The 12,104-nt window shown below is 67.7% G+C and carries 13 protein-coding genes; 1 reads left to right on the top strand and 12 read right to left on the bottom strand.

The window, feature by feature from the left end; all coding sequences use genetic code 11:
• Positions 1 to 152 precede the first annotated feature (152 nt).
• Positions 153 to 536 carry a hypothetical protein gene (locus tag ACPEE0_RS01040; protein WP_009358430.1) on the top strand — a complete coding sequence of 128 codons (384 nt, stop codon included), beginning with the start codon at positions 153 to 155 and terminating at the stop codon, positions 534 to 536.
• 199 nt (positions 537 to 735) lie between these two features.
• Here the strand turns inward: ACPEE0_RS01040 and ACPEE0_RS01045 are convergent, their stop codons facing one another.
• From ACPEE0_RS01045 to gcl, 12 genes are all read right to left on the bottom strand, one after another.
• Positions 736 to 1,446, bottom strand: a complete 711-nt coding sequence (locus ACPEE0_RS01045) for a peptidase M10 (RefSeq protein ID WP_009358432.1) — start codon at positions 1,444 to 1,446, stop codon at positions 736 to 738.
• Between the two features lie 74 nt (positions 1,447 to 1,520).
• Positions 1,521 to 2,156, bottom strand: a complete 636-nt coding sequence (locus ACPEE0_RS01050) for a TetR/AcrR family transcriptional regulator (protein ID WP_009358433.1) — start codon at positions 2,154 to 2,156, stop codon at positions 1,521 to 1,523.
• Positions 2,153 to 2,914: a tyrosine-protein phosphatase gene (locus ACPEE0_RS01055; RefSeq protein ID WP_407710138.1), complete on the bottom strand. Its 762-nt coding sequence runs from the start codon at positions 2,912 to 2,914 to the stop codon at positions 2,153 to 2,155. Before ACPEE0_RS01055 ends, ACPEE0_RS01050 begins: the two co-directional genes overlap by 4 nt.
• Positions 2,911 to 3,774 carry a phosphonate ABC transporter, permease protein PhnE gene (gene phnE / locus ACPEE0_RS01060; RefSeq protein ID WP_009358435.1) on the bottom strand — a complete coding sequence of 288 codons (864 nt, stop codon included), beginning with the start codon at positions 3,772 to 3,774 and terminating at the stop codon, positions 2,911 to 2,913. The genes ACPEE0_RS01055 and phnE overlap by 4 nt, the downstream gene beginning before the upstream one ends.
• Positions 3,761 to 4,576, bottom strand: a complete 816-nt coding sequence (phnC, locus tag ACPEE0_RS01065; RefSeq protein WP_354175690.1) for a phosphonate ABC transporter ATP-binding protein — start codon at positions 4,574 to 4,576, stop codon at positions 3,761 to 3,763. The genes phnE and phnC overlap by 14 nt, the downstream gene beginning before the upstream one ends.
• Positions 4,576 to 5,481 carry a phosphate/phosphite/phosphonate ABC transporter substrate-binding protein gene (phnD, locus tag ACPEE0_RS01070; protein ID WP_354175689.1) on the bottom strand — a complete coding sequence of 302 codons (906 nt, stop codon included), beginning with the start codon at positions 5,479 to 5,481 and terminating at the stop codon, positions 4,576 to 4,578. The genes phnC and phnD overlap by 1 nt, the downstream gene beginning before the upstream one ends.
• 149 nt (positions 5,482 to 5,630) lie before the next feature.
• Positions 5,631 to 6,209: a GNAT family N-acetyltransferase gene (locus ACPEE0_RS01075; RefSeq protein WP_009358440.1), complete on the bottom strand. Its 579-nt coding sequence runs from the start codon at positions 6,207 to 6,209 to the stop codon at positions 5,631 to 5,633.
• Positions 6,210 to 6,368: 159 nt separating this feature from the next.
• On the bottom strand, positions 6,369 to 6,848 hold the full coding sequence (gene bcp / locus ACPEE0_RS01080; RefSeq protein WP_009358441.1) for a thioredoxin-dependent thiol peroxidase: 480 nt from the start codon (positions 6,846 to 6,848) through the stop codon (positions 6,369 to 6,371).
• An 80-nt stretch (positions 6,849 to 6,928) separates the two neighbouring features.
• Positions 6,929 to 7,237 (bottom strand): winged helix-turn-helix domain-containing protein, encoded by a 309-nt coding sequence (locus ACPEE0_RS01085; protein WP_424573771.1) that lies wholly within the window; start codon positions 7,235 to 7,237, stop codon positions 6,929 to 6,931.
• Positions 7,238 to 7,572: 335 nt separating this feature from the next.
• Complete coding sequence (gene allB, locus ACPEE0_RS01090) at positions 7,573 to 8,916, bottom strand: allantoinase AllB (RefSeq protein WP_009358443.1); 1,344 nt, start codon at positions 8,914 to 8,916, stop codon at positions 7,573 to 7,575.
• On the bottom strand, positions 8,909 to 10,105 hold the full coding sequence (locus ACPEE0_RS01095) for a glycerate kinase (RefSeq protein WP_424573772.1): 1,197 nt from the start codon (positions 10,103 to 10,105) through the stop codon (positions 8,909 to 8,911). Before ACPEE0_RS01095 ends, allB begins: the two co-directional genes overlap by 8 nt.
• A 3-nt stretch (positions 10,106 to 10,108) precedes the next feature.
• Complete coding sequence (gene gcl, locus ACPEE0_RS01100; RefSeq protein WP_424573773.1) at positions 10,109 to 11,899, bottom strand: glyoxylate carboligase; 1,791 nt, start codon at positions 11,897 to 11,899, stop codon at positions 10,109 to 10,111.
• Between the last annotated feature and the right edge of the window lie 205 nt (positions 11,900 to 12,104).

Raw genomic sequence — 12,104 nt, forward strand, 5'->3', positions numbered from 1 at the left:
GCCCTTGGAGGATCTTGCGGCAATCTTGGGATCCGCTTGCCCGGATGTTGAGCATGGTTCGGGACACTCGAAGTGACAGATCTTCCGGGCAGGAGAACGGTCGACGGCGGCCCACCGGAAGCTGGACGGCTTGCGGGAAGGCGGGAGCAGCCATGGGGAAAATGAAGATCACCTACCGGGCGCCGGCGCCCGCCGGGCCTGCTGTTGCTGTGCCTGCCGTTGCCGCGCCCGGGCCGGCAGCTGACGTGGAGGTCCCGCCGGGACTGGTCCGGACGGGCCTCGATAAAGCCAGGGCGCTGCTCCGTGTCTACGTCCACTCGCGGAAAGTTCGAGCCGCGGCGAAGGCGCTCGCGGCAGCCCTTGCGGAGTCGCGGGAAGTCTCGAGCTGGCCCGGCGACAGGCTGCCGGTGGGCGCCGCGATGTCCGACCAGGTGGAGAAGCTGACGCGCCGGCTGAAGCTGGAGACCGAGGCGCACAACAGGCTGGAGGCACTTTTCAGGTCTGTGGATTTGGGGCGTTCCGCCGCAGCGGTTTAGGTGTCACACTTAGGAGCAATCGAGTGGCTGGGGGAGACAGTCAGGAGATTGCAGTGGGTTGGATGGCCGGTTGGGCGTACCTTATCGCCGGACTCATGACCGTGGATGCGCTGCTCTTGGCGCTCTGGGCCATGGAGCGGGACTGGTCCCGGAAATGGTGGAAAAAACCCTAGGCGCCCGTCTCCCTGGCAATGGCCAATCAAACTGACCCCGTGAAGCTGTAGGGGTGAACCAGGCGGATCGGCGTGCCGTTGATGCTGGCCAGATGGCCGCTCCACGCCAGCCGGTACAGCTCCTTCAGATCACCCAGGTCCGCGTCAGTGAGCTTGCTGTTGGCCCCGTAGTTCATGATGGTGAACGGTTCGTGCGTTCCAAAGACCTCCGAGGGCCAGGCGGTTTCCCGGATATTGGCGAAGAAGTGCCGCAGGCCGAAGACGTGGCCGAACTCGTGGATCATCGTCTCAACCTGTTCCTCGCGGGACTGCTGGAACATGGTGGGGTAGATGGTCAGCTGGTGCCGGCCGCCGTCGGGAAAGAACGCACTGGCCAGGACGCAGCCTGCGGGCGTGCAGTCCGGGGCGTTCCGCAGCACGATCTCGAAGTCCCACAGATCGTCGTCCCGGGTGAACCGGATCGGAGCGGCGGTGCCCCAGCGGAGCAGGCATTCGCCCATCAGTTCTCTGACCACGCTCTTGCTTTGTTCCGCGTTGGGGGCGAGTGCGAAGGACCGCTCCTGGAACCGCCACTTCAGGATGGTGCCCGGATGCCACAAGGGAACGAAGCCCTCCGTTGCATCAACCACTATTTCGCTGGGCGGACGCCCGCCGGGGGTCGCGTGCCCGCGTCCCTCGGTGGCGCAGGCGAAGGTGTTCCCGAGGCGGTGGACGAGTTCTTCAGCGGCCGATTCCATGGTTGTTCCTGCCCTTGCGCACGCTCCGTTGATCCTGACGTCCCGATGCTAGGAAGTGCTGCGTTACGGGCGCGTTATTGCTCGGCGGCCATGCCCCGCCAGGCTACGTCGACGGCGGCCCGGCAGCGTTCCATCGTCTGGGGCTCGTCCATCCGCTCGCCGCGCACCACCAACTGGTAGTAGAAGACACCGGCGATGAGGTCGAAACAGGCTTCCGGGTCCAGGCCGGCACGGAAGCCACCACGTTCGATGCCGGCGCGGAGGGCGTCCACGATGGGCGCCCGGCGGCGTGAGACATGCGAAGCCCAGTAGGCCTTTTGCAGGGTGCGGTCGGCCATGGCCAGCCGGATCCTTTGGCGGAACCTTTCCTCGGGGTAACCTGCGTTGTCGCCCTCCAGCGGGGTTCCCAGGATCGCCTCCATAATGGCATCCCGAAGGTTCCCGTCCGTGGGAATGGGCGGCGGAACGTAGCGGCCGACGTCGAGTGCTGCCGCCACCAAGGTGGTCAGTGACGGCCACCGCCGGTACAGTGCCGCGCGGCTCACCCCGCTGCGGGACACGATGCGGGCGGCGGTGACTTCTTCCTTGTCGTCGATGAGTTCCAGGACGGCGGCGAGGACCTGCGCGTCGATGTCCTCGTTCCGGGGACGGCCGGGGCCCCGGCGCGGGGTGCGCGCCGGGGCTGCCGTCTCAGGGGCAAGAGTGGTCATGCCAGGGCACGGTGGCGCAGGCGGGCGATGGTGTCCGCACCCAGCCCGGCGGCGCGCAGCGGTGCCAGTGCATCGCCGTGGCGTTCCCGCAGCCGGGCGAGCATGGTGTGCATGGAGATGTCCATCGGCTCATCCGGGAAGGTCACGGCCATGGCGTCCAGGTCGAAGCCGAGGCGGGCCATCAGCGCGCCCATGGTGGGTTTCATGCGCTGCATGACCGCCGCCATGTTGCCGTGCGTCCGGGCGTAGTCGGCCACGATGTCGTCATCCGTTGCGCCGAGCGCCAGCAGCAGCATTGCGGCAAGGACGCCGGTCCGGTCCCTGCCCGCTGCGCAGTGGAAGGCCGTGGTCCCGGGGGCGAGCGCAATGATGCCCAGGGCACTGGCGAGCTGGGGTGCAGCAGCCTCCACCATGCGTGCGTACATCATGCCCATGGCCACGTGCTCGATGACCGGTGCGTCGCCGTCGGGCATTCCGGCGCTGATGCTTTCCATGAGGGGGAGGTGGTGGTACGCAACCGGGTAGCCGGCCAGCGGCCCGCGGCCCGTGAGGGCTGCCTCGTCCTTGGTGCGCAGGTCGATGACCGCCGCCAGCCCGCCCTCAACCAGGATCCGGGCGTCCTCGTCCGTGATGACGGAGAGGTCATCGGCGCGCAGGGCGAGGCCGTTTCGCAGGAGGCCCCCTTCGACCGGGATGCCGCCGAGGTCCCGGAGGTTGACCGGAGCGCTGAGCTCGATATCGGTAATTGTTGCTGTCATGTGATTCTCCTTCTGATGAGGGCGCTGCCCTGGTCGATCACCGTGACCAGCACGATGATGCAGATGATGATGGCGCTGAGGTGGCCGTAGTCGTACATGCGCATGGCGGTGGTGAGTTCCAGGCCGATACCGCCCGCGCCCACCAGGCCCAGGATGGTTGCGCCGCGCACGTTGCCCTCGAAGAGGAGCAGCGTGTACGAAACAAGCAGCGGCGCGGCCTGCGGGACAATGCCGTACTGGATGACCTGCCGTTTGGAGGCCCCGACCGCTTCCATGGCGGTGACGGGACCGCGGTCAACGGATTCCATGGCTTCGGCGAAGATCTTCCCGATTGATCCAAGGGATCCGAGGGTCATGGCAAGGATGCCCGCGAACGGGCCCAGCCCCACAGCCGAAACGAACATGAGGGCGAAGACCAGGTCCGGCACCGAACGGATGATGTTCATGAGCCAGCGCGCCGGGTAGTAGAGCCAGCGCGGGGCGATGTTGGATGCGGCCGTGAACGCGACCAGCAGGGACAGGACCGCGCCGAGCACGGTTCCAACGATGGCCATCTGCAGCGTTTCAACCAGCAGCGCCACGATGGTGCCGAATTTCGAGAAGTCAGGCGGGAAGAGCCGGGCGAGGAATTCGCCCATGTTCGCTGTTCCTTCCCCGAGCTTGGCAAAGTTGAACTCTGCTCCCTGGAAGGACCAGGCCAGCAGGATGAGCGCAACCGGGATGCCGGCGAGGAACCGGGCCCGGGGAACCGAGAAGGCCCGTTCCAGGCGGAGCCGCTCGGCTGGGTCTAGCTGCCCCGGCGTGCCTGGCGCTGCCGTCCCGGCGGATCCTGTGGCCGGGGTGTGTTCAGTGGTGGTCACCGGGCTGTCCTTCCTCGTCATAGAGCACGGAGAGCTGTTGGGCATCGAGCTGGGCGGCAGGTGCGGAGACGAGGACCCGGCCGTGCCGCAGCCCAACGATGCGGTCGCAGTGCCGGAGCGCGAGCGGCAGGACGTGCAGGCTCACCAGGACGGGGATGCCGTCCTCCCGGGCGATTTCCCGGAGCAGCTCGAGCACCGAGCCGGCGAGTTTCGGGTCCAGGGAAGCAACCGGCTCATCGGCGAAGATGACGCGGGGCTGCTGCATCAGTGCCCGGGCGATGGCGACGCGCTGCTGCTGGCCCCCGCTGAGGGAACGGGCAGGGTCTTTGGCCTTGTGCGCGATGCCCACCCGGTCCAGGTACTCCATGGCCTGGCGGCGGTGCCGGCTGCCGAAGCCGCCGGTGAGGTTGATCGGGCCGGCCTCATGCAGGGCGCCCGTGAGGACGTTGGTGAGCACGCTGAGGCGGGGGATGAGGTTGAACTGCTGGAAGACCTGCCCGACGTCGGAGCGCAGCTTCCGGAGGTCTCCCCGCCTGAGGTTGGTGACGTCGTAGCCCGCTACACGGGCGGTGCCCGCGGTGATGGGTGCGAAGCCTGTGAGGCTCCTCATCAGGGTCGACTTGCCCGAGCCTGAGGCGCCAAGAAGGGCCACCATCTCGCCCGGCCGGACGTCCAGGTCCACACCGGCCAGCACTGGCTCGCCGGTGTAGGCGACCTCCAGGTTCCGCACGGAGACCAGCGGAAGCGCCTGCCGCAACTGGCCCGTGGTCGGCACGGCATCAGTGGAAACTGGGGCGGTCATCAGCCCAGGTCCTCAAGCTTCACGTCGGCCACCGAGGCGATGTCGGCGAAGGACTTATAGATCTCCGGCTGGGGGTCCATGATCTCCTCGAGGCCGATGAAGCCCTTGCCGAGGGCACCGAGGGCCTCCGCATTCGGCTCCGAGAAAACCTTGGGCAGTGCTTCCTTCAGGAGCGCCCGCGTCTCCCCGTCGAGCGACTGCCGGGCCAGGACGCTTCCCATGACATCCATGGCGGGGCTCTGCCCGATGCCGCGCCACTCGCCGTCGGCGAAGGGGAACATCGGTGCTCCGAGTTCGGTGAGCATGATGGCGGTGCAGGCGGCGTCCACCTGGCCCTGCTTGAGGGCCGCGAAGCTGCCTTCGTGGCCGCCGGCGAAGATTGCCTGGTAGTCCTCGCCCTTGGTCAGCCCGGCCTCGTGCAGCATGTAGACCGGCATGAAGTAGCCCGAGCTGGAGGCCTGGTCCGCGAAGGCGACGGTTTTTCCGCGCAGGTCCTCCAGCTTCTGCACGGGTGACCCGTCCAGCACCACGCAGGTGGAGACGGGGTCCTCGCTGCCGGCCCATGCCATCAGGGAGTCCACCTCGCCGGTGTTCACGGCCAGAGCTGACGGGAAGCCGCTCATGATGCCGATGTCCACGTGGTCACCGCGGATCGCTTCCACGACGCTGAGGTAGTCGGGGACGTCGGTGACCTCCACCTCGCGTCCTGTTTCGGCTTCGAGGATTTCCGCGAATGCCTCGATCGGGTTCTCCTGGGTGGGGTCGTCGCCCAGGGGGATGGTGGCGATGGTAATGGGCGCGTTGACGGCGCTGGCTTGTTCGGCGGCGGGGGCCTGGCAGCCGGTCAGTGCAATAAGGGCGCCGGCACTCAGGATGCCCAGGACGGGCAGGGTGGGATAACGCATGGTGTCCTTCTCGGATGATGTGGGGGATTTTCGAGAACACCAATATCCAAACCGCGGCAGGCAACGCGGAATTACGAGAACGCTGTACTGCTAAAGAAACGGCAGGTAAACAATCCGTGACGTGGGCGGATCCTTAAGCGGCTAAGGGGTTATGGGGTGCCTATCTCCAGCCGCATCAGCACCCGCGGGAATCCGTTCAGCACCGACTGGGTGTCCGCTGCCTTGGTGAAGCCGGCGTCCTCGAAGAGTTTGCGGGTGCCGACGTACGCCATGGTGAGGTCAACCTTGGCGCCGGCGTTGTCCACCGGGTAGCCCTCGACGGCGGGTGCCCCGTAGGATCGGGCGAAGTCCACCGCACCTGCCAGGAGGGCATGCGAAATGCCCTTGCCGCGGTGGCCCGGCCGCACGCGGATGCACCACACCGACCACACGTCCAGGCTGTCCACGTGCGGGATCTTCCTGTTCCCGGCGAAACTGGTGTCGGCGCGCGGGTGGACCGCTGCCCACCCCACCGGCTCGCCGCCGTCGTACGCCAGCACCCCTGGCGGGGGATCCTGTCCCACCAGCTTTTTCACCAGCTCGCCGCGCTCCGTTCCCTGCAGCGACTGGTTCAGTTTGGAGGGGATGCGGTAGCTCAGGCACCAGCAGACGTTGGCGTCCGGCCGCTTGGGCCCCACCAGCGCCCGGACGTCCTCGAAAGTGGTTGCGGGACGGACCTCAATCGCCATGACGCCATCCTGACACCGCGCCGGACAACACGGCAACGATGCCGAAGTGGTCCCGTTAACGGCCGATGCTCCCGCACGGAAAATGCGGGAGCATCGGCTGGAAACGCGCCAAGACTGCGGGAGCGTTGGCTGGAAAGGCGCAGGAAGGGAGAGAGGGTCCTAGATGCCCAGGGCTTCCTTGAGTGCCGCGACGTGTCCGTCGGCCTGGACCTGGTACTGGGCCAGGACCACGTTGCCGTCGGGGTCCACCACCACGGTGGAGCGGACAATGCCCTCAACGATTTCGCCGTTGACCAGCTTCTCGCCCCAGGCGCCGTAGGCCAGGGCGACCGCGTGGTCCTCGTCGGAGAGCAGCGGGAAGGTCAGGGAGAAGTCGCCGCTGAAGCCCGCCAGGGCCTCGGGGGCGTCGGGGGAGATGCCGATGACTTCGTAGCCCTTCCCCTGCAGGGAGGCCAGGCTGTCGCGGAAGTCGCAGGCCTCGGTGGTGCAGCCGGGGGTGGCCGCCTTCGGGTAGAAGTACACAATGACGTTCTTGCCACGGTAGTCGGCCAAGGCAGTTTCGCGGCCCTGGGCGTCCCTGAGGGTGAATTCAGGGGCCTCGGTTCCGGGCTGCAGCTTGGTGGTCAGGGTGGGGCTCATGGTGTTCCTTTGGAAGGGTCGGTCAATAATGGCCAAACAACAAGTGAAGCGGCTTCCCGCTCAGAGGTACAACTCCGGCGTCATATGCAGTATTCCGCCGGGCCGCGCACAGTGGCGCACTGGCCCGGCACGAACTGGTATCCGCCGCCCCGGACGGTGGCAACAGCGTGGCGTGCATTTCCGAGTTTCCGGCGGATCCTGCCCACGTAGACATCGATGGAGCGGGCCGAGGCGCCGGGCGTCTCGAACGAGTCCAGGAACCCCTGCAGTTCCTCCCGGCTGACGGTCCGGGACAGGTGCGTCACCAGGTACCGCAGCACCTTGAATTCGACGCCGGTGAGCGGTACCGGCTTGCCATCCAGCAGGACGGTGTCGGCGGCCAGGTCCACGGCCATGCGGCTGACGGGACCGGCCGACGGCGGGAGGGAAGGGGCGCCGCCGTCGTCCCCTGCGGGGAGTCCTCCGCGGGGGACGGCGACGGCACCGGTTTGGGAGCTCCGGCGGCGGGCCAGTGGACTTCCGCCTCCGGAGCAGTCTGCAGGGCCCTTGCAAGGACCAGTTGGGCGGCGCGGGCAAGGAGTTCGGGATCGGTTCCCTCTTCCGGGACCACCCACACGGCCAGTCCGCGGGCGGCAGCTTTGGGCTGGACTGTTCGCGGCGGGAAAGCCATCCGCGGACGGTGGGCCGTCCGCGGATGGTGGACTTCCACTGCCATGGCGCGTCCTTACACTCCGCCGCGGCGGATCAGCTTGCCCGTGGGGGTCTGGCCGTCCACCACGGCGCCGCGCAGGAAGGTCTTGCGGACCACGCCGGAGAGGGTCTTGCCGTCGTAGGGGGTGATGGGGTTCTTGTGCTTGAGCTTGGACACGTCCACCACGAACGCCTCGTCCGGGGCGAAGACGGCGAAGTCGGCATCGTAGCCGAGCGCCAGCTGGCCCTTGTTGGTGAGGCGGGCCAGGCTGGCGGGCTTCTCAGCCATCCAGGACACCACCTGCTCCAGCGGGATGCCGCGGTGCCGGGCCTCGCTCCAGATCAGGGACAGGCCCAGCTGCAGCGAGGAGACGCCGCCCCAGGCCACGGCGAAGTCGCCGTTTTCCAGGTCCTTCAGGTCCAGGGTGGAGGGGGAGTGGTCCGAGACGATGCAGTCGATGGTGCCGTCCAGCAGGCCCTGCCAGAGCAGCTCCCGGTTGGAAGCCTCGCGGATGGGCGGGCAGCACTTGTAGGCCGTGGCGCCGTCCGGGATTTCCTCAGCCATCAGCGTCAGGTAGTGCGGGCAGGTCTCCACGGTGAGCTTCACGCCGTCGCGCTTTGCGGAGGCGATCATGGGCAGCGCGTCCGACGACGAGAGGTGCAGGATGTGCGCCCGCGCACCGGTCCAGCGGGCCCGCTCGATGACCTCGGCGATGGCCTTGTTCTCGGCGCCGCGCGGCCGGGAGGCAAGGAACGTCTCGTAGTGGTCGCCGCCGGGGTGCGGGGCCCGGTCGATCGCGTGCGAGTCCTCGGCGTGGACGATCATAAGCGAGTCGAAGGACTTGAGCTCGGCCATGTCCTCCTCCATCTCGTCCGCGTCCAGGTGGGGGAACTCGTCCACGCCGGAGTGCAGGAGGAAGCACTTGAAGCCGAAAACGCCGTCGTCGTGCAGGGGGCGCAGGTCCGCCTTGTTCCCGGGAATCGCGCCGCCCCAGAACCCGACGTCGATGAACGCCTGGTCCTCGGCCACCTCGCGCTTGAGCTTGAGGTTGGCCACCGTGGTGGTGGGCGGCACGGAGTTCAGCGGCATGTCGATGATGGTGGTCACGCCGCCGGCGGCCGCGGCGCGGGTGGCGGAGGCGAACCCCTCCCACTCGGTGCGGCCGGGCTCGTTGACGTGGACGTGGGTGTCCACCAGCCCCGGGAGCAGGGTCTCGTCGTCGGCGAGTTCAACCACCTCGGCGCCGGCCAGGCCGTTTCCGAGCGGCTCGATGGCCACGATCTTTCCGCCGCGGACGCCCACTTCCCGCGGGGCGATCCCGGCGGTGGTCAGGATGCGCTGGCCACGGATGACGAGGTCAAAACGTTCTTCAGACACGGAGGTCCTCCTTGGTACGTGCGGTGCCGGCAAACCCGCCGGCTGCCAGTTTTCCGCTGATCTGGGTGCCCAGCTGCTCCAGAAGCGGCGCTGCCTCTGCTATGCACCTGTTTACATCGCTTTCGAGCCCGGTCAAAGCGTAAACCTCGCCGAACCCGGCGGCGGCCGCCTGGCCCTCTTCCAGCGTGGTCCGGCCGCAGACGGCAACCACGGGAATGCCCCGGGCGGCGGCAGCGCGGGCCACGCCCATGGGCGTCTTGCCCAGCAGGCTTTGCTCGTCCAGGCTGCCTTCGCCGGTGATGACCAGGTCCGCGCCGGCCAGGCGGTCGGCGAGGCCGGTGAATTCGAGGACCACGTCGATGCCCGGCCGGCGGGTTGCGGCCAGCGCAGCGATGGCGGCGTAGCCCACCCCGCCGGCTGCCCCGCGCCGGGGGCTTCGGCGGCCTTGACCGCGCGGAATCCGATCTCCCTGGCGCAGGACTTCGACAAACCTGGCCAGGGCGGCGTCGAGCACGTCGACGTCTTGCTGTGTGGCACCCTTCTGCGGGCCGAAAATCGCCGCGGCACCGGAGGCGCCGAGCAGGGGATTGTCGACGTCGGATGCCAGCACAAAGCGTGAGTCCACCAGCCGGGGCTCAAAGTGGGTGAAGTCGATGCTGTGCAGGTTGGCCAGCGCAGCACCGCCCGGCGGCAGCTCGTTGTTCCTGCTGTCCAGGAACCTGGCGCCGAGCCCCTGCAGGAGCCCCGCGCCGCCGTCGGTATTGGCGCTGCCGCCCACCCCCAACACCATGCGGCGGCAGCCGCCGTCCAGGGCGGCGCGGATCAGCTGGCCGGTGCCCAGGCTGGTGGCGGTCAGGGCGGAAGCGGAGTCCGGCCGGCCGCCGCGCGCCACCTGGGGAACCAGGGCCAGCCCGGAGGCGGTGGCCATCTCAATGACGGCCTCGTGGTCCCGGACCGCGAAGTCCGCTTCCACAGGCTGGCCGAGCGGCCCGGCCACCGTGGCGGTGCGGCGGGTGAAGCCGGAGCCGACGGCGGCATCGAGGGTGCCCTCGCCGCCGTCGGCCACCGGAATCCGGACCACGTCAAGGTTGCCGCCCGCACCCCGCTGCAGGCCCTTTTCCAGGTGCGCGCAGACTTCCGGGGCGGAGAGGGATCCCTTGAACTTGTCCGGGGCAATGACGATGCGCATGGTTTAGGCCTGCAGCGCCAGGATGGCGGTGGGGGCGTCCGCGGCGGACTCTGCCAGTTCCTCGAACTCGTTCACGGCATTGATTTCCACGCCCATGGAGATGTTGGTGACCTTTTCCAGGATCACTTCCACCACCACGGGAACCTGGAACTCGCCCATCAGTGCCTTGGCCTTGTCGAAGGCGGCGGCGAGGTCGTTGGGGTCCTCCACGCGCACGGCCTTGCAGCCCAGGCCCTCTGCCACCTTCAGGTGGTCCACGCCGTAGCCGCGGGTGTCCTCGGACAGGTGCGAGCTGTTGATGTTCTCGAACGCCAGGGACACGTTCTGCTCCATGTTGAAGCCGCGCTGGGACTGGCGGATCAGGCCCAGGTAGGAGTTGTTCACCACCACGTGGATGTACGGGAGGTTGAACTGCGCGCCCACGGCCAGTTCCTCGATCATGAACTGGAAGTCGTAGTCGCCGGACAGGGCAACCACGGTTTCGTCCGGGTTGGAACGCGCGACGCCGAGCGCGGCCGGGGCGGTCCAGCCCAGCGGGCCTGCCTGGCCGGCGTTGATCCACTTGCGCGGGCCGAACACGTGCAGCATCTGGGCGCCGGCGATCTGGGACAGGCCGATGGTGGACACGTAGGTGGTGTCGCGGCCGAAGGACTTGTTCATCTCCTCGTACACGCGCTGCGGCTTGATGGGGATGTTCTCGAAGTGGGTCTTGCGGTGCAGGGAGGCCTTGCGGTCCTGGCATTCGGCAACCCAGCCGCTGTAGTCCGGCAGGGACCCTGCCGCCTTGCGCTCCTTGGCGAGCTCAACCAGCCCTGCCAGCGCCGCACCGGCGTCGGACGCGATGCCCAGGTCCGGGGAGAACACGCGGCCGATCTGCGTGGGCTCGATGTCGATGTGCACGAACTTCCGGCCCGCGGTGTAGGTTTCCAGGCCGCCGGTGTGGCGGTTGGCCCAGCGGTTGCCGATGCCGATCACGAAATCGCTCTGCAGGTAGTTTTCGTTGCCATAGCGGTGCGAGGTCTGCAGGCCCACCATGCCCGCCATGAGCTGGTGGTCGTCCGGGATGGTGCCCCAGCCCATCAGGGTGGGGATGACCGGAACGTTCAGGGTCTCGGCCAGTTCCACCAGCTGGGCGGAGGCGCCGGCGTTGATGATGCCGCCGCCGGCCACGATCAGCGGGTGCTTGGCGCTGGTGAGCATGTCCAGGGCTTTTTCCAGCTGCTTGCGCGAGGCCTTCGGCTTCTCAACGGGAAGGGGCTCGTAGGTGTCGATGTCGAATTCGATCTCGGCCAGCTGCACGTCAATGGGCAGGTCCAGCAGGACGGGACCGGGGCGGCCGGAGCGCATGAGCTGGAAGGCTTTCTGGAAAGCGCCGGGAACCTGGCCGGGCTCCAGGATGGTCATGGCCATCTTGGTGACGGGCTTGGCGATGGACTCGATGTCCACGGCTTGGAAGTCTTCCTTGTGCAGCTTGGCCACCGGCGCCTGGCCGGTGATGCAGAGCATGGGGATGGAATCGGCCCAGGCGGCGTAGAGCCCCGTGATCATGTCCGTGCCGGCGGGGCCGGACGTGCCGATGCAGATGCCGATGTTGCCGTCCTTGGCGCGGCTGAAGCCGTCCGCCATGTGGCTGGCGCCCTCAACGTGGCGGGCCAGGGTGTGGCGGATGCCGCCGTGGGCGCGCATGGCCGAGTAGAAGGGGTTGATTGCAGCGCCTGGCAGGCCGAACGCCTCGATGGCGCCTTCCTTTTCCAGGATGGCAACCGCTGCATCAACGGTACGCATCTTGCTCATGGGTGCTCCTTGAAAGCTTGTGGTTGGGGCCCGGTGGTTGAGCCCGTCGAAACCTGTTTTTGGGTGTGCTGAAGGAAGGCCCGGCGATTGTGGGGCCTAAAAAGCCTGTGATGGGGCCGTTGGTTGAGCCTGTCGAAACCTGGATTTCGCTCCCCGCCAGCCCCTAAGCTCGCAAGCTCGCTCAGGGAACCCGGCTGGCGTGGGC

The organism is Arthrobacter sp. SD76 (genome assembly GCF_049726125.1).
Taxonomy (GTDB): domain Bacteria; phylum Actinomycetota; class Actinomycetes; order Actinomycetales; family Micrococcaceae; genus Arthrobacter; species Arthrobacter nitrophenolicus.

What these genes read in the sequence shown, in the direction of transcription:
- phnD (WP_354175689.1), bottom strand. Translation starts at nt 5,481, where the DNA reads ATGCGTTATCCCACCCTGCCCGTCCTGGGCATCCTGAGTGCCGGCGCC.
- ACPEE0_RS01075 (WP_009358440.1), bottom strand. Translation starts at nt 6,209, where the DNA reads ATGGCGATTGAGGTCCGTCCCGCAACCACTTTCGAGGACGTCCGGGCG.
- ACPEE0_RS01045 (WP_009358432.1), bottom strand. Translation starts at nt 1,446, where the DNA reads ATGGAATCGGCCGCTGAAGAACTCGTCCACCGCCTCGGGAACACCTTC.
- bcp (WP_009358441.1), bottom strand. Translation starts at nt 6,848, where the DNA reads ATGAGCCCCACCCTGACCACCAAGCTGCAGCCCGGAACCGAGGCCCCT.
- ACPEE0_RS01040 (WP_009358430.1), top strand. Translation starts at nt 153, where the DNA reads ATGGGGAAAATGAAGATCACCTACCGGGCGCCGGCGCCCGCCGGGCCT.
- ACPEE0_RS01055 (WP_407710138.1), bottom strand. Translation starts at nt 2,914, where the DNA reads ATGACAGCAACAATTACCGATATCGAGCTCAGCGCTCCGGTCAACCTC.
- ACPEE0_RS01095 (WP_424573772.1), bottom strand. Translation starts at nt 10,105, where the DNA reads ATGCGCATCGTCATTGCCCCGGACAAGTTCAAGGGATCCCTCTCCGCC.
- gcl (WP_424573773.1), bottom strand. Translation starts at nt 11,899, where the DNA reads ATGAGCAAGATGCGTACCGTTGATGCAGCGGTTGCCATCCTGGAAAAG.
- ACPEE0_RS01050 (WP_009358433.1), bottom strand. Translation starts at nt 2,156, where the DNA reads ATGACCACTCTTGCCCCTGAGACGGCAGCCCCGGCGCGCACCCCGCGC.
- phnC (WP_354175690.1), bottom strand. Translation starts at nt 4,576, where the DNA reads ATGACCGCCCCAGTTTCCACTGATGCCGTGCCGACCACGGGCCAGTTG.